Annotated in this window: 25 protein-coding genes; 10 read left to right on the forward strand and 15 right to left on the reverse strand. The window is 41.7% G+C overall.

Features of this window, described 5'->3' with window-relative positions; genetic code table 11:
* Positions 1-112: 112 nt before the first annotated feature.
* A complete protein-coding gene (gene pepQ / locus AB6T38_RS10795; protein ID WP_372547329.1) occupies positions 113-1,432 on the forward strand; it encodes a Xaa-Pro dipeptidase in 1,320 nt (439 codons plus the stop codon).
* A gap of 30 nt (positions 1,433-1,462) precedes the next feature.
* Here pepQ and ispB read toward each other — a convergent pair whose 3' ends face one another.
* Positions 1,463-2,434 (reverse strand): octaprenyl diphosphate synthase, encoded by a 972-nt coding sequence (ispB, locus tag AB6T38_RS10800; protein WP_372547330.1) that lies wholly within the window; start codon positions 2,432-2,434, stop codon positions 1,463-1,465.
* A 225-nt stretch (positions 2,435-2,659) separates the two neighbouring features.
* On the opposite strand from ispB, the gene rplU reads away from it, so the two are divergent.
* The 3 genes from rplU (at position 2,660) to cgtA (ending at position 4,530) form a co-directional block, all read left to right on the forward strand.
* Complete coding sequence (gene rplU, locus AB6T38_RS10805) at positions 2,660-2,971, forward strand: 50S ribosomal protein L21 (RefSeq protein WP_216049066.1); 312 nt, start codon at positions 2,660-2,662, stop codon at positions 2,969-2,971.
* A gap of 15 nt (positions 2,972-2,986) precedes the next feature.
* Positions 2,987-3,244, forward strand: a complete 258-nt coding sequence (gene rpmA / locus AB6T38_RS10810) for a 50S ribosomal protein L27 (RefSeq protein WP_216049065.1) — start codon at positions 2,987-2,989, stop codon at positions 3,242-3,244.
* Positions 3,245-3,363: 119 nt separating this feature from the next.
* Positions 3,364-4,530, forward strand: coding sequence for an Obg family GTPase CgtA (cgtA, locus tag AB6T38_RS10815; RefSeq protein WP_372547331.1), 1,167 nt, complete (start codon positions 3,364-3,366; stop codon positions 4,528-4,530).
* Between the two features lie 6 nt (positions 4,531-4,536).
* Here cgtA and AB6T38_RS10820 read toward each other — a convergent pair whose 3' ends face one another.
* Both AB6T38_RS10820 and AB6T38_RS10825 read right to left on the reverse strand, forming a co-directional pair.
* Positions 4,537-5,550, reverse strand: a complete 1,014-nt coding sequence (locus tag AB6T38_RS10820) for a PA2778 family cysteine peptidase (protein ID WP_372547332.1) — start codon at positions 5,548-5,550, stop codon at positions 4,537-4,539.
* Between the two features lie 15 nt (positions 5,551-5,565).
* Complete coding sequence (locus AB6T38_RS10825; RefSeq protein WP_372547333.1) at positions 5,566-5,943, reverse strand: PA2779 family protein; 378 nt, start codon at positions 5,941-5,943, stop codon at positions 5,566-5,568.
* A gap of 320 nt (positions 5,944-6,263) precedes the next feature.
* Between AB6T38_RS10825 and folA the strand changes: the two genes are divergently transcribed.
* The 4 genes from folA (at position 6,264) to AB6T38_RS10845 (ending at position 9,074) form a co-directional block, all read left to right on the forward strand.
* A complete protein-coding gene (folA, locus tag AB6T38_RS10830) occupies positions 6,264-6,758 on the forward strand; it encodes a type 3 dihydrofolate reductase (RefSeq protein WP_372547334.1) in 495 nt (164 codons plus the stop codon).
* Between the two features lie 12 nt (positions 6,759-6,770).
* Positions 6,771-7,256, forward strand: coding sequence for a GyrI-like domain-containing protein (locus AB6T38_RS10835; protein ID WP_372547335.1), 486 nt, complete (start codon positions 6,771-6,773; stop codon positions 7,254-7,256).
* A gap of 93 nt (positions 7,257-7,349) precedes the next feature.
* On the forward strand, positions 7,350-7,916 hold the full coding sequence (gene yeiP, locus AB6T38_RS10840) for an elongation factor P-like protein YeiP (protein ID WP_348491313.1): 567 nt from the start codon (positions 7,350-7,352) through the stop codon (positions 7,914-7,916).
* A 45-nt stretch (positions 7,917-7,961) separates the two neighbouring features.
* Positions 7,962-9,074: a hypothetical protein gene (locus AB6T38_RS10845; RefSeq protein ID WP_372547336.1), complete on the forward strand. Its 1,113-nt coding sequence runs from the start codon at positions 7,962-7,964 to the stop codon at positions 9,072-9,074.
* A gap of 43 nt (positions 9,075-9,117) precedes the next feature.
* On the opposite strand, the gene AB6T38_RS10850 is transcribed toward AB6T38_RS10845, so the two are convergent.
* Positions 9,118-9,693: a TetR/AcrR family transcriptional regulator gene (locus AB6T38_RS10850; RefSeq protein ID WP_372547337.1), complete on the reverse strand. Its 576-nt coding sequence runs from the start codon at positions 9,691-9,693 to the stop codon at positions 9,118-9,120.
* A gap of 76 nt (positions 9,694-9,769) precedes the next feature.
* Positions 9,770-10,288 carry a hypothetical protein gene (locus AB6T38_RS10855; RefSeq protein WP_372547338.1) on the reverse strand — a complete coding sequence of 173 codons (519 nt, stop codon included), beginning with the start codon at positions 10,286-10,288 and terminating at the stop codon, positions 9,770-9,772.
* A 201-nt stretch (positions 10,289-10,489) separates the two neighbouring features.
* Between AB6T38_RS10855 and tpx the strand changes: the two genes are divergently transcribed.
* Together tpx and AB6T38_RS10865 are read left to right on the forward strand one after the other, a co-directional pair.
* A complete protein-coding gene (tpx, locus tag AB6T38_RS10860; protein ID WP_372547339.1) occupies positions 10,490-10,984 on the forward strand; it encodes a thiol peroxidase in 495 nt (164 codons plus the stop codon).
* A gap of 265 nt (positions 10,985-11,249) precedes the next feature.
* Positions 11,250-11,750, forward strand: a complete 501-nt coding sequence (locus AB6T38_RS10865) for a gluconokinase (protein WP_372547340.1) — start codon at positions 11,250-11,252, stop codon at positions 11,748-11,750.
* A gap of 92 nt (positions 11,751-11,842) precedes the next feature.
* Here AB6T38_RS10865 and rpoS read toward each other — a convergent pair whose 3' ends face one another.
* The 10 genes from rpoS to putA all read right to left on the reverse strand — a co-directional run bounded on the left by rpoS (position 11,843) and on the right by putA (position 22,779).
* On the reverse strand, positions 11,843-12,829 hold the full coding sequence (gene rpoS, locus AB6T38_RS10870) for an RNA polymerase sigma factor RpoS (protein ID WP_372547341.1): 987 nt from the start codon (positions 12,827-12,829) through the stop codon (positions 11,843-11,845).
* A 73-nt stretch (positions 12,830-12,902) separates the two neighbouring features.
* A complete protein-coding gene (locus AB6T38_RS10875) occupies positions 12,903-13,718 on the reverse strand; it encodes a peptidoglycan DD-metalloendopeptidase family protein (RefSeq protein WP_372547461.1) in 816 nt (271 codons plus the stop codon).
* A 59-nt stretch (positions 13,719-13,777) separates the two neighbouring features.
* Positions 13,778-14,719 carry a DUF368 domain-containing protein gene (locus AB6T38_RS10880; RefSeq protein ID WP_372547342.1) on the reverse strand — a complete coding sequence of 314 codons (942 nt, stop codon included), beginning with the start codon at positions 14,717-14,719 and terminating at the stop codon, positions 13,778-13,780.
* A 26-nt stretch (positions 14,720-14,745) separates the two neighbouring features.
* Positions 14,746-15,384: a protein-L-isoaspartate(D-aspartate) O-methyltransferase gene (locus AB6T38_RS10885; RefSeq protein WP_372547343.1), complete on the reverse strand. Its 639-nt coding sequence runs from the start codon at positions 15,382-15,384 to the stop codon at positions 14,746-14,748.
* A gap of 26 nt (positions 15,385-15,410) precedes the next feature.
* A complete protein-coding gene (gene surE, locus AB6T38_RS10890; protein WP_372547344.1) occupies positions 15,411-16,163 on the reverse strand; it encodes a 5'/3'-nucleotidase SurE in 753 nt (250 codons plus the stop codon).
* Entirely contained in the window at positions 16,141-17,190 is a 1,050-nt protein-coding gene (gene truD, locus AB6T38_RS10895) for a tRNA pseudouridine(13) synthase TruD (RefSeq protein WP_372547345.1), read from the reverse strand. Before truD ends, surE begins: the two co-directional genes overlap by 23 nt.
* The gene (ispF, locus tag AB6T38_RS10900; RefSeq protein ID WP_372547346.1) at positions 17,187-17,666 is read right to left on the reverse strand and encodes a 2-C-methyl-D-erythritol 2,4-cyclodiphosphate synthase; all 480 of its coding nucleotides are present in this window, start codon (positions 17,664-17,666) and stop codon (positions 17,187-17,189) included. Before ispF ends, truD begins: the two co-directional genes overlap by 4 nt.
* 2 nt (positions 17,667-17,668) lie before the next feature.
* Positions 17,669-18,367, reverse strand: coding sequence for a 2-C-methyl-D-erythritol 4-phosphate cytidylyltransferase (gene ispD / locus AB6T38_RS10905; RefSeq protein WP_372547347.1), 699 nt, complete (start codon positions 18,365-18,367; stop codon positions 17,669-17,671).
* A gap of 116 nt (positions 18,368-18,483) precedes the next feature.
* The gene (gene ftsB, locus AB6T38_RS10910) at positions 18,484-18,762 is read right to left on the reverse strand and encodes a cell division protein FtsB (RefSeq protein WP_348491327.1); all 279 of its coding nucleotides are present in this window, start codon (positions 18,760-18,762) and stop codon (positions 18,484-18,486) included.
* A gap of 216 nt (positions 18,763-18,978) precedes the next feature.
* Positions 18,979-22,779, reverse strand: a complete 3,801-nt coding sequence (putA, locus tag AB6T38_RS10915; protein WP_372547348.1) for a bifunctional proline dehydrogenase/L-glutamate gamma-semialdehyde dehydrogenase PutA — start codon at positions 22,777-22,779, stop codon at positions 18,979-18,981.
* Positions 22,780-22,812: the final 33 nt, after the last annotated feature.

Below are 22,812 nucleotides of genomic sequence, written 5' to 3' on the forward strand. Positions count from 1 at the left end.
AATTGATTTACATTCAAGTACCTAACTTTCGCCGCCGTTATTGACCAGTTCCCATTGGGATATGTTAATCTAGCGTTATTCTAGTTAATCCAAATGAAGTCATATAATTACTATGCAAACACTTTCTGATTTATATCCTAGTCACATAATCGAAATGCAAAAGCGCACCAAAGAAGCATTATTGCGCGAGGGCATTGATGGCTTGATAATTCACTCTGGCCAAAGCAAACGAATGTTTTTGGATGATAATCACTACCCATTTCACGTCAATCCTCAATTTAAATCGTGGCTACCGATAATTGATAATCCTAATTGTTGGTTGGTGGTAAATGGCGTTGATAAACCTAAGTTAATTTTCTATCGACCTAAAGACTTCTGGCACAAAGTTCCGCCAGAGCCCTCTGATTTTTGGGCGACTGAATTCGATATTGTGTTATTGACTCAAGCGGATGCTGTGGAGAAACACCTTCCCTACGATAAGAAAAACTATGCCTACATTGGGGAATACCTAGAGGTTGCCACAGCTTTGGGCTTTGAGATGGTAAACCCAGATAGAGTGTTACATTATTTGCATTACTACCGAGCCTTTAAAACCGATTATGAGTTGCTATGTATGCGCGAAGCAAACCAATTAGCTGTTAAGGGACATTTGGCGGCTGAACAGGCATTTCGCAGTGGTATGTCAGAGTTTAATATTAACCAAGCTTATTTAAAGGCGGTGAAGCAGAGTGATAATCAAGTACCCTATAACAATATAGTGGCACTCAATGAAAATGCTGCGATATTGCATTATATGGAACAAGACACCGCAGCGCCCACTAAATCTCGTTCATTTTTAATCGATGCTGGGGCAAGTTTCCACGGTTACGCTGCTGATATTACGCGTACCTATAGTCAGCAAGATGATCGTTTTGCTGAGTTAGTGGTTGCCATGGATGAAGTAACCTTGAAATTGGTTGATTTATTGAAGCCTGGAGTGGCTTATACCGAGGTGCATTTAGCTGCACATAAGTATATTGCTGAGCTGTTGAGTCGTTTTAATATCGTTAACTTGTCTGCACAGGATATTGTGGAAAATGGCATAACTAAAACCTTCTTCCCCCATGGTATTGGTCACTTTTTAGGTTTGCAGGTACATGATGTGGCTGGGCATGTTGCCGATGATCGGGGGACGCCGAATCCGCCGCCAGAAGATCACCCGTTTTTACGTACCACTCGTATCATTGAATCAAGACAAGTGTTCACCATCGAACCAGGATTATATTTCATTGATAGTTTATTGGCAGATTTGCGAGCCACTGAGCAGTCTAAATACCTAAATTGGGATGTAATTGACGGATTTAGACCTTACGGTGGTATTCGTATTGAAGACAATATAATTGTGCACCGCGATCGGAATGAAAATATGACCCGCGAGATGGGATTGAATTAGTCGCTTTTAGCGATAAAAAATCGCCGCTGTTTAAGCGGCGCGTTCTACTGATATTTGGGCTAAACCAATAAGGGCTTGCTTGTAGTCTGAAGCAGGCAAGGGAGCTAAGGCTTCAATAGCTTGTTTCGAAGCTTGTAGTGCTTTGTTTTTGGTGTAGACCAATGAACCGGTTTGTTCCATTGCGGCTAAAATCTCATCCAAACTTTCCATGCCGTTGTTTAATTCAATAGCTTCTTTAATAAGGGCAGATTGTTGCTCATTTCCATTCCACATAGCGTAAAGCAAGGGGAGGGTTGGTTTGCCTTCCGCTAAATCATCACCAATATTTTTACCCATTTCCTCACTATCGGCGGCATAGTCAAGAATATCATCAACTAACTGGAATGCCGTCCCCAAATAACGTCCATAATCTTGCATGGCTTTTTCGATCTCGGGAGTTTGATCGGTGATCACTGCAGCTAAAAGAGTTGCCGCTTCAAACAGGCGTGCCGTTTTGCTATAGATGACCTCCATATAGTTTTCTTCTGAGGTTTCAGGATCGTTGCAATTCATCAATTGCATGACTTCACCCTCAGCGATCACGTTGGTAGCCGAAGACAGAATTTCCATTACCCGCATGCGCTTTAAGTCGACCATCATTTGGAATGAGCGAGTATACAAAAAGTCACCAACCAAAACACTGGCTTGGTTGCCAAAAACTGCGTTGGCTGTCTCTTTTCCCCGTCGCATTGTTGATTCATCTACTACATCGTCATGCAATAACGTTGCGGTATGTATAAATTCAATAATCGCTGCCAAAGTATGATGTTGCTGGTTTTCAATACCTACAGCACGGGCAGCAAGAATGGTTATTAGAGGGCGTATCCTTTTACCGCCACTATTTACAATGTAGAATCCTAACTGATTGATCAGGGCCACATCTGAATTCACTTGAGACTGTATTAAGGCGTTAACAGCTTGCATATCAGGATCAGCAAGTTGGTGTATGTTATTTAAGTCCATTGTAAGTCAATTGGCTCATTTTTTATGGTCTGTTAATATGCGTGCAATTCTACATAAATACTCAGATCTATCTAGTCAAGTAAGCGAATATTATGGCTGTTCTCAGAAAAAGCTGATCTTTTACTAAAATAATTAAGAATTGGGCTTGCTACGATAGTTCAGTTCACGTACAATTCGCGCCCTGTTTTTGAATTGTAGCGCCGTGGGCGCAGAGCGGAGTTAAATATGTACGCGGTTTTCCAAAGTGGTGGTAAACAACACCGTGTGGCCGAAGGCCAAACCGTTCGTCTTGAGAAGATCGAAGTTGCACCGGGTGAAGCGGTTGAGTTCGATAATGTCTTGATGGTTAGTAATGGTGATGATGTAAAAATTGGTATGCCTTATGTTGATGGCGGCAAAGTAACTGCTGAAGTAGTTTCTCATGGCCGTGGTGACAAAATTAAAATTGTCAAATTCCGTCGTCGTAAGCATTCTCGTAAGACCCAAGGTCATCGTCAGTGGTTCACGGAAGTGAAAATCACTGGCATAAACGCTTAATAGGAGTACGAACTAATGGCACATAAAAAGGCGGGTGGTAGTACTAATAACGGTCGTGACTCAGAAAGTAAACGTTTAGGCGTTAAGCGTTTTGGTGGCGAGTCTGTATTAGCTGGTAATATCATTGTTCGTCAGCGTGGAACACGTTTCCACCCTGGAGATAACATGGGTATCGGCAAAGACCACACTCTTTTCGCATTGTCTGATGGCAAAGTAGAATTTGGTGTTAAAGGTCCTAAGAACCGTAAATATGTAAGCATCGTTGCTGAGTAAGACGAGCTAACACATAAATCAAAAAAGCCCCGCTCTTGCGGGGCTTTTTATTGCTAGAGAAAAAAGTAGAGGCGGAGTAATATATTACTTGGTCTATGAATGCTTAATTGAGGTGTGAGATGAAATTTGTAGATGAAGCTGAAATACGTGTTGAAGCTGGAGACGGCGGCAATGGCGTTATCGGTTTTCGCCGCGAAAAATACGTTCCTAGGGGAGGACCCGATGGAGGTGATGGCGGTGATGGCGGCAGCGTTTATCTGGTAGCAGATGAAAATCTTAACACCTTGATCGACTTTCGCTTTGAACGTTTCCATCGTGCTGAACGGGGTAAAAATGGTCAAGGTAGTGATTGTACAGGTCGTGCAGGCGCAGATTTAGAACTTAAAGTTCCCGTCGGTACCCGAGCAACGGATAAAGATACGGGTGAAGCCTTAGGCGATCTCACTAAGCATGGTATGCGTTTAAAAGTGGCTCAAGGTGGATTTCATGGCCTTGGTAATGCGCGATTTAAAAGTAGTACTAACCGAGCGCCAAGACAGAAGTCTAATGGCTCTCCAGGTGAGATCCGCTGGCTAAGTTTAGAGTTAATGTTGCTTGCTGATGTTGGATTATTAGGTTTACCTAATGCCGGTAAATCTACCTTCATTCGTTCTGTATCTTCTGCAAAACCAAAAGTGGCTGACTATCCATTTACTACACTAGTTCCTAACTTAGGTGTGGTAAGACAAGATTCTCAACGTAGTTTCGTGATTGCCGACATACCGGGCTTAATCGAAGGCGCCGCAGATGGTGCTGGATTAGGTATTCGCTTCTTGAAACACTTAGAGCGTTGTCGGGTATTGTTACATTTGATCGATTTAATGCCTGCCGATCAATCTGATCCGGTGGAAAATGCGAAAGCGATTATCGCTGAGCTAGATAAATACAGTCCTAAATTAGCCGCTAAACCACGCTGGTTAGTGTTTAACAAGATCGATTTGTTACTTGAAGAAGAAGCAAAAGAGATCTGTGGCAACATCATTGAAGCCCTAGAATGGGATGGACCAAGTTTCCAAATCTCGGCATTCCAGAAGAAAAACACTGACGAACTTTGTCGTGAAGTGATGAATTATTTAGATACGTTGCCAAATGAAATGGATGCCTTGGAAGAATCTCAAGAGGAAGTCGATTTTAAATGGGATGCTTATCATAGTCAGACTCAACAAGATGATCACATTGAAGATGATGATGATTTTGATGACGACGATGATGATTACGATGTGGAAGTCGTTTACACCCGAGAGTAGCGTTTTTCAATCTACTAAGCTTGGTAATTGACATTGAACGCCTGAACGAGTTTCAGGCGTTTTTGTTTCTGTTGACTTTGTTTTAAGAGCAGAAAGCTCTGCGTAGCTGCGTTTCAACAGTTCCGCGTCTGGAAATTTGTCTAAGGCATACTGTAATAATTGCTTGCTTTGTTGACCACAACCTTGCTTTGACAGGGAGTATGCATAATTGTTTAGATAGCTGGCTTGGTGTTTTCCCTGGTGCCATCCTTTAGCAAACCATCGATTAGCCTGTTCGTTATCTGATTCGGCAAAATGGTTGGCAATCAAAAAGTAAGCAAGCCACTGATTTGGCCATTGCTGTGTGGCTGCGATTAGATTCGTTAATCCAGCGTCAACTTGCCCTGTTTGTAATAGATCAAATGCGCCACTGGTATATTTAAACTCGTCTAAATCATGATGGGTCAATCCTGGGGGAAGGGGCATTAAATACCAGTAATTTCCCCTTTGCCATAAGCGTTCGAAGAGTGCAAACGACATCGTGTGGCTTTCTGTTAAGCCGGTGTGAAGCTGAATCACCTGTTTGTCGAGATCATATCCAGTAACTACCGCGTAGTGCCACATGGGCAACCAAGCAATGGATTGGTTTTGGAAAACGATAACCGGAACATCATGCTCAATTGAATCAAACAATTGCGCTAAGGTTCCTTGCCCAGAGTATGCGAGAAAACCATATTGCCGAGTAGCTGAAACCATCTCCAACTGCAAACTACCTTGCCTTTCAGGAATGAATAACTTAGGTGCTATTTGCTCGGGAGAGACAGGCTTACCGTAGTAAGTAAATATCTCAGACAAGGTGGTTGGCCCGCAGTAAAACTCTTGTTGCGCATAAAAAGGAACCTCATCTAGATTCTTCTGACGAGGAATATCTGTTGGTGCAGATGTTTTTAAGGCGTCCGCTTGTGGCGTGGATTGGCAGCCTGTTAAGCAAAAACAACCCACTATTAACGACCACAGCGCAACCCGAGGAATATTTTTCATTGCCTACTGTTTTCGTTAGCTGTTAATGGGACGAATAAAAGGATACACATCGGTAATTCCCAAAACGTCCAACACGGCAACAACCACTAGCACCGTCACTATGGTGCCAACTATACCGCCTGCTGGGGCTTCATTGAGTTGGCTATTAAGTTGATTAATCTCACGCTCTGTCATGGCATTAATTCTGGCGAGGGCATCTTCTTGAGTTACCCCTAAATCCACCAGCTTATTTTGCACTTCTTGTTTGTTAAATAGCGAAATAATTTGTTGTTTATTATATTGAGTTGATTGAGTTTCCATTACACTTGATGAACTAACCGCTTCGGCATGGACTAATCCGCTAAAAAGGCTCAAGGCCATTAAATTTGTAATCAAGAGTTTAGTGAGTTTCATAGGTACTTCCTTAACTTGGTTTTGAAAATTAATAATTTTCTCTGATTGTTGTAGAACCAATCTAAAATGGTGAAGTAGCAAAAACCGAACCAATAACAGAAACGCTTATAAAACAAAGGCTTTAGCCAAATGGAAGTATTTATGTTAAGTATAAGTAGTGAATATTTTCAGGGGTTCTGTAACTATTACACGACACATTTTGATAGGTAAAAGTGTTAGTATGGGGTTTAATGCAAACGCGTGTTCGCCTTATGCATTTTAAAAGATAACTGAATAATTTATTTTCTAAAATTTTTACTGTTTAAAGGCTGTAAGTTTATATGTTGATATCAATGATCGCCGCCATGGCAAAAAATCGGGTAATTGGGGCGGGTAACAGCATGCCGTGGCATCTTCCAGCAGACTTAGGCCACTTCAAACGCACCACACTAGGTAAACCTGTTGTAATGGGAAGGAAAACCTATGAGTCCATCGGTAAAGCCCTTCCTGGTAGATTAAATATCGTTATTAGTCGAGATCCCGAATATACACTTAGTGATGCCACTGTTGTGCCCAGTTGTGAACGCGCGGTAACTGCCGCAGGTGCGGTTAAAGAGCTCATGGTGATTGGCGGTGGTACAATCTACAATCACTTTTTACCTTTATGTCATCGTTTGTATTTAACGGAAATAGACTTAGACGTCGAAGGCGATACCTACTTCCCCGATTATAAAAAAGCCGCTAAATGGGAGCTGATTGAAACTGAATCACATGGTCCTGATGAAAAGAATAAGTACAACTATCAATTTCTTACCCTGAAGCGTTCAGAAAGTTAAGGAGTCGGCTAAATGCATGTAAACCTTAACCTCAGTGACGTGGAGATTGTTGATTTCAGTCAGCTCCATGTGGTGATACTAACCCATCAAGGCTCACCTCGTGCCTTGCCATTGAGTATCCAAAACTTTATTGCCTGGCGTAAATCAAACAGGCTCTCACCAAACAACAGTCGTACTTTTAATTTTATGTATGATGATCCTAGGGTGACTGACGAGGCTCAGTATCGTTTAGGCTTAGGGGTAGAAGTGAATAATCAGGAATATTCTCTGCCTGAAAATATGCATTTTGACACCATTCCAAGTGGCCGATGCGCCTATATCAGACACATTGGGGCTGAATATTTATTGTCCGATAAAATAACTTATCTGTTCAACCATTGGCTTGAAGCCACAGAAAATACTCCGGCTAAGTTTCCATTGTTTTTTGAGCGTGTCAGCTTTGGTGAGCAAGTGACAGAGGCTGAAATGATTACCGATATTTATTTACCACTCAATTAGTATCAAAAAACGCATTTTAGCGCGCTAATTGCTTCTGTGTTTTTGCGCTTCGTGGTATTTTAATAATAAGCAATTTTTAAGTTGAGCAAAACAATGCCAAAAGCTAGTGAAGTAAAAAAGAACGCTGCAATTGAACATAATGGTAAAGTTTACCTAGTAAAAGATATCAACAAACTCACACCTAGTGGCCGTGCCGGTGCCAGTTTGTACCGCATGCGTTTGTATGAGGTTTCCACAGGGGCAAAGGCTGATGAAAGTTTTAAAGCAGATGAAATTATCAATACCGCCGAGTTTTTCCGTCGAAAAGTGATGTTTTCTTACGTTGATGGTACCGAGTATGTGTTTATGGACAATGAAGACTACACGCCATTTTCGTTAGACAAAGATACCATTGCTGATGAGCTACTGTTTTTTACCGAAGAAACCGAAGGTTTACAGATTTTAATTGTTGACGGTAAACCCGTAGGCATTGAGTTACCGCCTTCTGTTGAGCTTGTTATCACTGAAACCGACCCATCTATTAAAGGGGCATCGGCCAGTGCGAGAACTAAGCCTGCAACCCTTTCAACTGGCCTCGTGGTTCAGGTACCAGAATATATTGCCTCAGGTGAGAAAATTAAAATCAACACGGCTGAGCAAAAATTCACAAGTCGCGCCTAACCTCGGTTTAAATACCGTTTTCATTAGATGAACAAGTTTTACAAAATGACCTTACTGCTAAGTGGGGTTATTTTGTGTGTTTCTTTGTTTTATTTCTTTACATTTGATGACGTAAAAAAACGACTGGAGTTTAACCAGTCGCAAACGCTTGACGCTCCAACTGCAATATACTCTCAATCATCATCTTTAACTGCAGACCCCAATCCAAGCCTTAGTAATGACATAGACGCAACTGATGCAGAGCCTAGGGTTGAGCAAGACTACATTGTAGAATGTGATATGCAGCAAGTTACTGACTATGCAGGACTGACTAATTCAGAAATCTTTGCCACCTTTGCCAGCTCACCGTCTATGGATAAGCAGTTAGCCTATGCATTTTTCTCTGATGTATCAGAGCAAGACACTCGGTTAGATAAGTTATTATCCTTTAATCAAACCTTTCCCGGAAATCCGTTAGCCTTAGAACAACTTTTAGGTCTATGTACTGAAGTAAACAGTCATGAAGGCTGCAATCAGCAACTCGTTGAGCAGGCCATTTCGGCCGGCGGGGATAATGGCGTAATTTGGTTTGCTATCGCTAATTTTTATGCCAGTAGAAATGCGACAGAGTTAATAAAAAATGCTCTTCGCCAAGTAAATACATCGCCGCTTTTTGAAGAAAGCTTTGCTGATTATATACGATTGTACGTCGACAGTTTACAAGGTCGTCCCAACGAAGACTTCACTCAAAATGCCCTTTCGGCTTTTGGTGCAGCGGCGTCGCAGCCAAGTTTTTTTAATATTATATCTAAGTTATGTACAGAAAAACCCAAACAGGATGATGAGTATTTACAGATCTGTTTATCCTTAGGTGAAACAATGGAGCAACAAGGCAAAACCAATCTGACGCAAAATATCGGTATGGCATATCAAGAGGTGATTTATGACCTAGAAGGGAATGATCTGGCTTTGAATGAACTTGAGCTTAGACGCACTCAAAATTTTGAAAATTCGGCAACCCTTTTTCGTAAAGCGACAAATTTAGCATTATTTGATCAGCGTTTATTTCGTAGTTGGCTAGATAATCTTAGTCATTTAGGTGAGCAAGACGCAGCCAGTTTATTGGTTGAAGATGCTATAGCCTTGTCACAAAACCCTTACTATAAACCTTGTCTGTAAATTGGATTTTTTGCTTGAGTTACCAGTGATATCGATACGGTGGCTAGCCAGTTCTAACCATCTGTAATGCAGCGGCTTTACAAGTTTCAAACTCATCTTTAGCTTGTGATACTCGTGAAGATACTAAGCCACCCTGCAGCAGTGCAAAAACGATTATGGCCAGTTCTTTAGCTGATTTACTCGTGACTGCAAACTCCCCAGAGTCCCTGCCATTTTGGATTATTCCTAGCAATGCTTTGTGATGTAAGTCATACAATTTTTGTACTTTTAACTTTGTGCGTGCGGGAACAGTATCCCAAGTGGCCGCGAAGCTTGCTGCGGGACACAACTTTTGTGCAGCTTCGATATGTTTTTCATACCAATTTAGATAAATAGTTAGTTGAATTTCTGAGGGTTCATTTTGAATATCCACTAAGTTCTGCTGCAGCATTGAGGTTAAACGCTCGATGATGGCCTCGCCTAGCTCTTCCTTGGTTTTGAAATGATAGTAAACACTGCCTTTTTTAATTCCAATGCCCAACGCCAGTGTTTGGAAAGAAACATTGGAAAATGACTTGGTTTGTAATATCTCTTGAGCTAGATCTAAAAGTGCAATTTTAGTGGATTTTATTGTATTCATCTCATTACCTTACGATAGGTTTAGAGGCGGTTCAACTATTCTTAAACCACCCATTCCGCCTGTATAAAGCTTAAACTTATATGCTGGCATCTCTTTCTTTGAGCAATGTGAAGGTATAGATGTAACCATAAACACCGGTAAAAAATATACTGGGTGCAACAGTCAACCAAAGGTTAGGGGTTTGATTCAACCAATTTACTGTTATCGCAATACTTGCCTGAACCAATAAGGGTAATAGCGGTGCGAGAAGGGTACCAGGTACAGCTGCACCACTGGCTTTCTGAGCAGACAAATTTAATGCTGCGTTGAAGGTTTTAAAAATGGCGATGTTTTGTTTTGTTTTAGAGTGCACAGTGCAAATGATGGGCACCACAAATACAAGTGAAAAACTACTTTGACCAAATTTTTTCACTGATTTTTCCAATGCAAAGGTAAACAGTAAAGTGATAGTTGCACTAAGCGTACCCTGTACAAAAGCAGAGCGTAGCACCAAAGCAGAGTCTTCGGAGACCATATTGTTAGCCCAGTACGTCCAAGCAAAGTAAAATACAAAAGAAATCAGAGCAGATAACATTAAACGTAAATTAGATGACATAGTTGTCCTTGTTTGTGTGAAACCAATTAGTAATGCCTCTGAGAAGTTAAAAATAGTGGTAACTTATTAACCGTAATTCCGTTGGCTAAATTACTAGACCTTAAAAGATAGACTTCAATTTCACATTGGTGATCTGTTGGATCATTTGAACACTATACTGTAGTCTATTGTGGAATAAATTCTCAATAAAAGGAGTGTTAAATGGCAACTGTTACATTACAAGGTAATTCTTTTGAAACTGTCGGTGAATTACCAGCAGTAGGGAGCAAAGCTCCGGACTTCAATCTAGTTAAAGTCGATTTATCACCTGCAACTTTATCTGATTATGCGGGAACTAGACTTATACTGAATATATTTCCTTCGGTTGATACGGCTACTTGTGCTACTTCGGTCCGTAAGTTTAATGAAAAAGCTGCAGACTTGGAAAATACCAATGTTATTTGTGTTTCAATGGATCTTCCCTTCGCAGCTGCTAGATTTTGTGGTGCAGAGGGGATTGATAATGTAATCAACGGTTCGAGCTTTCGTGGATCTTTTGGTGAAGACTATGGAGTCACATTCAAAACTGGGCCACTAGCAGGGTTACTATCTAGAGCTGTGGTGGTTATTGACACGGATGGCACGGTCTTGTTTACCCAACAAGTGGCTGAAACTGCAGATGAACCCGATTACGATGCGGTATTGGCGGCTCTATAAATTGCGCACAAATAAGTAATTGAGAGGTAGGCAGCAAATAAAGGTGTTGATGCTGCCTTTTTCCTCTAGAGGTAAATTAGTCGAGCCGGTACTTACCAAAGTGATTGTTTGCATGGTTAGAGATACACTTTAAATTGTGCAGAGGTAATAAGGGGGTGATGACTTGAGTGCACTAACCGTTACAGTTTAAACTTAGAGACTGTACTCTTAATTATCATTTCCTATTGTGATGTTATTGTCCCGATTAGTTAATTTTGGAGAAGCAGTGATACTGGTTGTATGTGGAGTTTCCGGTTCTGGGAAAACAACCATAGGTAGTCAATTAGCAAAGGCTTTAGAGTTACCTTTTTTCGATGCTGATGATTTTCATCCGCAAACGAATCTTCAGAAGATGAAAAATGGAACCCCCCTTAATGATCAAGATCGCCAACCTTGGCTAGAAACCTTGTCATTAAATTTGGCTAGTTGGGAAGAAAAAGGCGGTGCTGTACTAGCATGTTCAGCTTTGAAAGAGTCTTATCGTCAAACATTAAAGTCTAGGTGTCGTGGAGAGATAATATGGTTAGTGTTAAATGGATCTCGAGAAATGCTTCTTGAGCGACTTAATGCCAGAAGCGGACATTTTTTTGATTCCAGTTTGTTAGACTCACAATTAAGCACGTTTGAATTGCCCAGTTATGGGTATCTAGTTGATATTTCGCAACCCCTTGATGAAATCACCGCCAGACTGTCGGACCAGTTGTTGGCAACGAGTAAGTCCTTGTAAATACCAATTTACCTATTATTCAGAACCTTATTTAGCTTATAAAAAACAAAAAAGACGTCATAATTGACGTCTTTTTACGATTATTTCAGGGGTTAATCTTCTTTATTAAACAGGGCTTCTAGGTTTAACCCTTGATGGCCTAGCATATCTCGTAAACGCCGCAAGGCTTCCACTTGAATTTGTCTAACCCTTTCCCTTGTAAGGCCAATTTCAGAGCCAACATCTTCAAGGGTGGAAGGTTCATAACCCATCAATCCAAAGCGTCGAGCTAAAACTTCTCGCTGTTTCGGGTTGAGTTCTTCCAACCAACGAACGATGCTACATTTAATATCTTTATCTTGTAGATCTTCTTCTGGACCATAACCCTTTTCGTCCGCAATGATATCCAACAGAGCTTTATCATTATCACTTCCAATGGGAGTGTCGACAGATGTGATTCTTTCGTTTAATCGTAGCATTTTTGTTACGTCTTCAACGGGTCTGTCGAGGGAACCTGCGATCTCTTCTGCGGTAGGTTCATGATCTAGTTTTTGGGCGAGTTCTCTTGATGCCCTAAGATACACATTCAATTCTTTAACCACATGAATTGGTAACCGAATGGTACGGGTTTGATTCATTATCGCTCTTTCGATGGTTTGTCTTATCCACCAAGTTGCGTATGTTGAGAAGCGAAATCCACGTTCAGGGTCGAACTTTTCTACAGCTCGAATTAACCCTAGATTACCTTCCTCTATTAAGTCTAATAAAGCCAATCCACGATTGTTATAACGTCTTGCTATTTTGACCACCAAACGCAAGTTACTTACAATCATACGTTTGCGAGACGCTTCGTCACCCTTTAAAGCGCGTCTTGCAAAATATACTTCTTCTTCTGCTGACAACAGAGGTGAAAACCCTATTTCACCTAAATACAACTGCGTAGCATCCAAGTTTTTTTGAATTTCTTCTTGGCTTGCAAGTATTTCTTCCATGGGATCTTTCTCATCATCGGCTTCAATTTTTGCTAACTCAGAGTCGACTTCTTTTTCGTTTATAATCGGCTCAGCCAAATTTACAACGATGGTATTTTTGTCACCCATATATAATTCTCCTAAAAGATTCTATTTAGTCCACTTATCTCCTATAGGTCTTTCTAATTATTATTTATTGTTATTATTTGCTAGGTAGGTACTTCAAAGGGTCAACAGATTTACCCCTGTACCTAACTTCAAAACGAAGCTTAATTTTGTCGGTACCAGTACTACCCATCGAGGCTATTTTTTGCCCCGCTGCAACCCACTGCTGCTCTTTTACAATCACAGTATCGTTGTGTGCATAAGCACTCAAAAACGACTCAGAGTGCTTAATTATGATCAACTGACCATAACCTCTCAAAGCATTACCCGTGTATACAACCTTGCCATCAGCGGCGGCAACCACTTTGTCGCCTTTAGACCCCCTGATTTCAATACCTCGAGTACCCTGCTCAGAAAGAGAAAATTTCGTTGCTAATTGCCCCTTTGCTGGCCATATCCATTTCTCTATTCTAGTAGGAAATTCAATGGTTTCTAATCGCTTGTAAGGCTTGTTAACATCTTTATTACTTTCACCATACGCTTGCTTTTGCGGCGGGTCAACTGTCCTATTTGTTTTTGCTTTCCTGGTCTGACCAGGTAGGTTATTTATCCTTTTGGATCCTTGATGAGGTGTTGATTTTAAGACTAATTCTTGTCCCGGATATATGGAGTAGGGTTTCTTGATTTTGTTAAGAGTGGCAATATCACGATAGTCATTGCCCGAAAACCAGGCAATGGAAAATAACGTATCGCTTTTTTGGACGACGTACTTATTTCCTTTAAATCCGTCTTTTTGAAAGTCGTGGTAGTCTTTCCCTTGGTAAAGTTCGATGACTGGAGCGGGCGTAGGACGGCTGGAACAGGCAGACACAAATAAGGTTGTTAATGCTATCGGCAATATAATACCTAGCATCGAGAATAATGTGTGTCTTAGTTTGTTAACCCATAATCCCGTCAGCTTTTGCATCTGATTTAATCCGGTGTAGTGCCTAATTTTTCTAAAAGATACACCATTGCAGCACCAACAAGCATCAAGGTGATGGCTGGGAGCAATTGGGCCGGTAATCCACTGGCCGCTTCGTAGGTGGTGGGTAAAACATTATTTTCTACTAAAGGAATGACTTTTCCATGACGATTAACGATGCTTTCTACAACTAGCTTCCAAGGCCATACTTTATTTAATGAACCTAGCATAAAACCACCAAGTAACGCTAATGTCATGGTTTTATGTTTCTCGAACATCCAATGTAAGACTCGTGAAAACGATAGCAAACCAACTACACAGCCGCCAGCAAACAAAGCTAAAGTGGCAATTTGAAATGACTTTACAGCGGTAAGTATCGGCAAATACATGCCCATTAGTAATAGGATAAAACTTCCAGATATCCCCGGAAGAATCATCGCACATATTGCGATCATGCCTGATACAAACACCATAATACTTGTGGCTTCAACATGAGTAGGGGTGATTGTTGTAATATAAAAAGCGGTTATCGCTCCTAAAAGAAACGCCACTATTATACTGGGACGCCACTTGTCGATATGTCGAACCACTGACCAAACTGCAGCTAATATCAAACCAAAGAAAAAAGACCATAGTAAACTAGGGTAAGTGTCGAGTAAAAATACAACCAGATGTGAAACACTGATAACGCTAACTAGAATGCCTGCAAACACGCAGGCTAGAAAGGCCCCATTAATATGTTGCCATGCGGCTAGAACCCCTTTTTTAAACAGCACGCTTAACGCCTCAGGCCCGCATTGCTTAAGGGAATAGATAAGTTCCTCATAAATACCCGTCATAAACGCGATAGTGCCGCCCGATACGCCGGGAATAGCATCCGCAGCGCCCATTAAAGCGCCTCTGAGACCTAAACCGGCAAATTGTTTGGTGTTTCTTTTAATTGGTTTCACTTTTTACTTCCTGTAATTGAAAGCCTTTAAATAATATCGCCAGCCACCAAGGGCACAAAACGTACGGCTTCTACTATTGTGGTATTAAATTCGTCTTTGTTCCGCACCACCACATGTAGTTTTTGATCATCGGTTCCCACGGGAATGACTAACATACCCCCGTCATTAAGTTGTTGATAAAGGTCGGAGGGCATATGACTAGCTGCCGCGGTGACAATAATACCGTCGAATGGACCTTTATTTGCCCAACCTTTCCAACCATCACCATGTTTCATGGATACGTTGTGCAAATCCAGTTGGTTCATTCTGCGTTTAGCTTGAAACTGCAGAGCTTTGATACGTTCAACACTAAAAACGTTATCGAATAATTGCGCTAAAATAGCAGTTTGATAACCTGAACCTGTACCAATTTCTAATACTGAATGGTTTGGCGATCCTGAATTGAGCAACAGTTCTGTCATTTTAGCGACAATATAGGGTTGTGAAATAGTTTGCCCTTGGCCAATAGGTAATGCCGTGTTTTCATAGGCTTTATGATGTAATGCATCTGGTAGAAACAATTCTCGAGGGGTTGCGGCGACAGCCTGCAACACTCGCTGTTCCTGTATACCTTCAGCCTGTATCAGTTGAGCTAAAGATTGCCCTTTTCTAATGGCGCGTTTCATGTGATTCCTTGTACTTCATCTTATTGTTATGTAATTTCAATATCTAACCATTCTTTCATGTCATTTAGACTATTGTAAGCCGTCATGTCGACACTCAAGGGTGTCACGGAACAACGGTTTTGAGCCACTGCGTAAAAATCGGTTCCTGGACCGGCGTCTTGTTCTTGGCCAATTGCGCCATACCAATATACATCTTGTCCTTGGGGATCTTTATCTTTTACCATGCTTTCAGCTCTATGGCGACGACCTTGGCGAGTAACTTCGATGCCTTGCAAATCTTGGTAAGGAACATCTGGTACATTAATATTGAGAATTTGATCTGCTGGCAGCGGATGTTTATGTAATCGCTGAAGAATTTCCACCACGACTTTAGCCGCAGTTTCAAAGTGTTCGCCCTCGTGACTTGCCAGGGATACTGCAATGGCCGGCAACCCCATGAAACGCCCTTCCGTTGCCGCAGCAACTGTACCTGAGTAAATAACGTCGTCACCTAAATTCGGGCCGTGGTTGATGCCAGATACGACTAATGTTGGGTCATTATCGAGAAATTGGTTTATACCTAAATGAACACAGTCTGACGGGGTGCCATTGACGGCGTAAAATCCGTTATTCTGTTTTTCTATGCGCAAGGGTTTACGTATAGATAAAGCATTACTGAATGCACTGCAATTTTCCTCTGGGGCAATAACAGTTACATCATAAAGTTCATTTAAATGGGCGTACAGGGTTTCTAAACCTTCGGCAAAAAAACCGTCATCATTGCTCAGCAGTATTTGCATTAATTAATTCTCTTAATACTGACGTTGCAAAGCATCCCGCAGGCAACGAAAATTCTATATTTAGCGTATCAGAACCTATTTGCCACTGTAAATTTTGTGGTTTCAAACAAATTCCTCGGCGCTCCTGTTTTAAGCCTAAGGACTCAAGTAAATGACACACACTTAGTTGTTGTTTTGCGACTTGTTGCTCAAACTCTCTAACTTGGGCTTCTGTGGCTAACTCACCGGTTCCCCACATTGGCGCTGATAATACAATATCATTTTTTGCTAAGCGTAATCGAGTCTCGGAATCGATTTGTGGAGCAATAAAATAACTGTTACTGCCGGATAAAATGCAGGCTTCGCCGGGAAGTGGCGTTGCGTAGTTTTGTTGTTGCAATCGTTGATGAATAAATTCATTGAATAACCAAGACCGTAACGCGGAAATTGCCATGGAGCGTTTATTACGATTGCGAATGGTTTCACCGTTTAACATACTTTGGGCGAATAATAAATTGCCACCTCGTTGATGATGGCGAGATTCACCAAAACGCTGGGCACCAAAGTAATTTGGCACACCATTTTGTTGAATATATTCTAGTCGTTGCTGTAATTGCGACGTATCTGTAATGTCACGCACCACCAATTCAAAACGATTGCCCTTAAGAGCACCTACCCGAAGTTTTTTGTTGTGCCGTTTAGATTCAAGAATGCTTAAGCCGTCTAATTCAAAACTTTGCCATTCGAAGGTTTGTTTGCCTGGGGCGTGCACACCAAACCATTGTTGGGTTAAAGCGTGTTTATCTTTACGTCCCGCGTAGGTAATCGCCCGTAATGGAAGTCGACAAAATTTAGCTAGCTGCTCGGCCACAAAAGCAGTATTTAAGCCTTCTTTTTGTACCCATAGATGAATATGCTCGCCTTCACCGGTAAGTTCGTATCCCAATTCTTCTCTGACCACAAAATCTGCATAACTTGATTTAATGGTACCGGATGAGGTCGGCGCAACTTGCTGATGGAGCCAATGGTCAGTGCCTAGTGCAATCATGTACTGGCAACTTGAAGTAACACCACAGCATGACACGCTATCCCTTCTTTTCGACCGGCAAAACCGAGTTTTTCAGTGGTTGTGGCTTTGACATTAACTTGCTCTATATCTACTTGCAAATCGTTACAGATATTTTCTCGCATGGCTGTAATGTGGGGAGCCATTTTGGGCGCTTGGGCAACAATGGTCATATCTACGTTTGCTAGTTGATAGCCTTTTTGACAGACTAAGTCATATACGTGTCTCAGCAACTCTCGGCTATCGGCTCCAGCATAAGCTGAGTTGGTGTCAGGAAAGTGTTTGCCAATATCGCCTAAGGCACAGGCTCCTAACAATGCATCACTCAGCGCATGCAATGCTACGTCGCCATCGGAATGGGCGATTAAACCTAATTCATACTCTATGTGTTCACCACATATCACTATCGGGCCTTCACCACCGAGCTTATGTACATCGTAACCATGACCGATTCGCATTGTTATTCTTCCTGAGATAAATAAAAGGTCGCCAATGATAAGTCATTGGGACGGGTAATTTTAATGTTGCGCTGACTACCTTCAACTAAATTCACTGGCCACCCAGCCCATTCCATTGCAGATGCCTCGTCGGTAATGGTAACTCCTTGACTTAGGGCTTCTTGGAGCGCTTTTTTAAGCTGAAGATGAGGGAAAAACTGAGGTGTTAAAGCATGCCATAGCCCTTCTCTATCAACGGTTTCTGCTACCAGATTTGTTGAATCTTGCTGAGCTCGTTTCATGGTGTCTTTCACTGACATGGCAAGTATGCCACCACCATTATTGTTCTCAAATAAACTAAACAGCTGATCCAAATCACCGTGAGTTACACAGGGACGAGCAGCATCATGGACCGCTATCCAGTTTGCATCTTTGACGGCTGCTAAGCCGGCTAAAACAGAGTCTGCTCTTTGCGCACCTCCGGCTACTCGGGTAATCCATTTTTGTTGACTTAGTGGCAATAATTCAAAGTAAGGATCTTGAGGGTCAAGGGCAATAACAATATGCGAAACTCTTGGGTGCGAGATTAGCTTTTCAACAGTGTGTTCTAACACTGTCTTATCGCCAATTTTTAAATATTGTTTGGGGCGGTCTGCTTTCATTCGCTTACCGACACCTGCTGCAGGTACTATAACGGTGAAGCTTTGCATATCTTGAGTCATGGATTTTTAAGTCGTTTGCAGTTAAATTTAGCGCGAATTTGAAGGCTATTTTTAGTGTTCAAATCAACAGCGTTTATATTCAAAAAATAGCAGTCGAGAGCTTTGGATTAACTTATTTAATCTTGAGCTGGCAGTATGCGGTAAAAGGTCTCTCCTTGTTTAATTAATCCCAGCTCATTCCTAGCACGCTCTTCCATGGCATCCACCCCAGTTTTTAAATCGTGGATGTCGGCTAAAAGCAAATTGTTACGCTGGATTAAATCAACATTTCTCGCCTTTTGCTCTTCAACTAATTGTTTGATTTCAATATAGTCGGGGATACTGTTTTTACCGAACCACAGACGATATTGCAGCAAGAAGCATAAACTCACGAGAATTAACGTGATCCATTTCATATTTGTCTGCCCTCGCCATTGTCATAATCTCAATATTATGCCGAGAATCCACAGTCAAAGCCAGCACTAACCTAGAATGCCGCTATATCGAGTTTTCGGCAAAATCCACTTAATCAAAAACCCAATAAAATGTTTAATTGAATTAGCAACCTGTGAGAAAAAGCTCACAGGTTTGGGATCATTTAAAATTTTGATAAATGTATTAGTGGTAGCGGATTAATCATCTGATTCTTCCAAAGTCATCAGCTTGGTATTTCCGCCCGATGCCGTAGTATCGATACTAATGGTTTTCTCAGTTAATAGACGTTGAATAAGGTTGTCAGAGTACTCAGAGGTAATAACCGGCAAAATAGCGCCTTCACGTTGGGCTAATTTTTTCGCAAAATATGCTTTACTATGACTTTGACTATCGACCACGACCCCAGCAAGTTGTGGGGCATCTAATAAAGCTTGTAAGTGGGAAAGTTTAGCCACTTGAAGCACTGCTTCTGGCGCGCCAATAGAACGCCATTTATTGACAAATTCAGTAGCCTCATCGTAAAACAAATCAGACACCACTGCGATGGCAACATTACCTGTGGCTAGCGCAGTTACAATTGACAGTGCCCAGTATTCAAAGGTTACCTGCTCATCGGCATAACACAATAAAACCCCTCTAGGTTCGAGGTAGAGTGTATTGGATTCACCTGTAGGCCCTGGTAGTTCTTTAGGCGCTTTAAGCATTCTTTCAATTTTAATTAATTGGGCTCGAGAAACCGCTAAGGTTTGATCTAAATCTTCAGCCAATTCGTCGAGAATATCGACTCTGGCAAGCTTAGCGAGTAACTGACGCACCCAAGATATACGCGAAGTGAGATTAGTTAAGCGCCAATCAAATTCAGCTTCTGCAGCATTTGTCATTATTTTTAATGCCTCGCTTTCATCGACACCTACCGCTTCAAATACCTGCTGAATTTGCAATTCATCTTTTACTTGGCCCTTGGACGGCGTAGCTTTTTCAATCATTAATCTAGGTAAATAATTAGGACCGCCAGCTTTAGGTCCGGTGCCTGACAATCCGCGGCCACCAAAAGGTTGTACGCCAACAATTGCACCGATCATATTACGGTTGATGTAGACATTACCCGCACGAGATAAGCGTCCCAACTCCATGGCTTTTTCATCAATTCTCGAATGTACACCCATGGTTAATCCAAAACCAGTGCCATTGATTTGTTCAACTATGTTCAGGGTGTCTTTTTCTTTGAATCGGACGATATGCACGCAAGGACCAAAGACTTCTCTGGTTAACACATTAATATTGTCAATTTCGTACAACTTTGGTGTGAAATAGAATCCATTTTGACACTCTTCTGGCAAAGGTGCGTCGTAAAGTAGCTTTGCTTTACCCTGCATATCAATAACATGTTGTTGCAAACTGTCTAACGCTTTTTGGTCAATAACAGGGCCAATATCTGTAGACAGCATAGCGGGATCACCCACTCTAAGTTCCTGCATAGCGCCTAGTAACATCTCAATAATGGTATCGGCAATATCTTCTTGTAAAAATAATACTCGTAATGCTGAACAGCGTTGTCCTGCACTTTGGAAACCTGAGGCTATGACATCGTCTACCACTTGCTCAGGCAGCGCGGTTGAATCCACAATCATACAGTTCTGGCCACCGGTTTCTGCAATAAGGGGGACTTGCTCAGTTCCTCGGTTCGCCAACTCTTTTGCAATTAGACTTCCGGTTTGGGTCGAACCTGTAAAAATCACTGCTTTAATTCTGTCATCTGGCAATAGTGTATTGCCAATAACTGGACCTCTGTTCACTACCGTTTGTAATGTCCCCTTAGGTAGCCCAACATTTTCCATTAACTCCACAGCACGAATGGCGATTAAGCTTGTTTGTTCCGCTGGTTTAGCAAGCACTGTATTGCCCGTAACCAATGCCGCAACTACTTGACCTAAGAAAATGGCTAATGGGAAATTCCATGGGCTAATACAAAGTACAACTCCGCGAGGGCTGAGCCGATCATCTTCGGATAACTCTTCAGCTCTGGCTGCGTAATAACGGCAAAAATCAACGGCTTCACGAATCTCATCAATGGCATCTTGAGCTATTTTTCCCGCTTCTTTTAAACACAACGCCATTAATTCATCGGAGTTACGCTCAAGAGCATCAGCTGTGTGCCTTAATATATCCGCACGAGCTTCAACGGAGGTGTTAGACCATTGTTTGAATGCGCGTTCGGCTAATTCAAGTTTGTGTTTTATTTGCTCTGGGGAGTCAAAGGTTAAGTGGCCTATTGCTTCATCTTGATTGGCTGGATTGCGCACCACATGGATAGTTTCATTTTCTTCAGGTTGGGCAACACAATTTTCAAACTTCCAACGATCTAGTGCAAGTTTAAGAGGTGCAATATGATTGATGTCAGTTAAGTCCAGACCTTTAGAGTTAGCTCGCTCATCGCCATATAAATCAATTGGCTTGAGAATTTGCTGATTGTATTTGAATTTTAATCGTTGGGTTTTTTCAACGGGATCTTCAAGTAAGTCTTCAACCGGTTTGCTATCATCTACAATAGCATTTACAAAAGATGAGTTGGCCCCGTTTTCCAATAGTCGTCTTACTAAATAAGCTAACAAGTCTTCATGTTCACCAACGGGAGCGTATACCCGACACTGTACTTTTTCTTCAACCACAATTTGGTCATACAGACTATCGCCCATGCCATGAAGACACTGGAATTCGAAACCTTCTTTATCATCACCAGCTAATTCCAGAATAACCGAAGCTGTGTAAGCATTATGAGTGGCAAATTGAGGATAAATAGTGTCTTTGTACGCTAATAAGCGGTTGGCACAGGCATGATAGGACACATCTGTAGATGATTTACGGGTGAATACCGGGAAATGCTCTAAACCATCTTGCTGAGCATTTTTAATTTCTGTATCCCAATAAGCTCCTTTTACCAGTCTAACCATCATAGTCCGGTCAGTTTTCAATGTTAAATCTCTAAGCCAATCAATCACATACAAAGAGCGTTTCTGATAGGCTTGCACCGCTAAACCGAATCCACTCCAATTGCCCAAATCAGGATCGGAAAATACCTTTTCAATGATGTCTAAAGAGATATCTAAGCGGTCAGCTTCTTCGGCGTCTACCGTTAAACCAATGTCATACTCTTTACACAGCATACATAATTGTTTGAGTAGTTTTGGAATGACATCCAATACTTCTTCACGATTGGTAAACTCATAACGAGGATGAATTGCCGATAACTTAACGGAAATACCTGGGCTACGTTTTGGTCCTTTTTTGTTCGCGGCTTTACCAATGGCATGAATCGCTTCTTTGTAGGCATTGAAATATTCCTCAGCATCTTTGGCTGTGCGCGCACCTTCGCCAAGCATATCGTAGGAATAAACGTAACCTTGTTGTTCTTTTTCATCTGCACGTTCTAAGGCATCATTGATATTCTCTCCCATAACAAACTGTTTACCCATGACTTTCATGGCAATGTTCATGGCTTTACGAATAACGGGTTCACCCATTTTGCCTAGGGTTTTTTTCAACAGCCCAATACTATTGCGCTTACGATGATCGGTATAGGAAACCATGTTGCCAGTGAGCAACAGCCCCCAAGAAGAAGCATTAACAAAGATTGAATCACTGGTTCCTAAGTGTGTGCTCCATGCACCTTTTGACAACTTGTCGCGGATCAATGCATCTTGGGATTTTTTATCCGGCACACGTAATAGTGCTTCAGCTAAACACATGAGTACCACGCCTTCAGCGGTGGACAGTGAATATTCATTAAGCAATGCATCTACACCGCCGTGACCTTCTTGTTCACGACGAATGCGTAAGACCATTTTTCTGGCTCGCTCCCACGCTCTACTTCGGGCACTAACTGATACCTCTGCATCAGGTAGAATATGGTCCACAGCCAAATTTTCATCTATACGATAAAAGTCTCTTATTTTTTGACGAATTGGACAACTGGTTACTAAATTACCTTGAAAAAGCATACTGTACCTCCGTTAAGGAATGAGCGAGTGATA

Source organism: Aliiglaciecola sp. SL4, from assembly GCF_041538045.1.
Taxonomy (GTDB): Bacteria; Pseudomonadota; Gammaproteobacteria; order Enterobacterales; family Alteromonadaceae; genus Aliiglaciecola.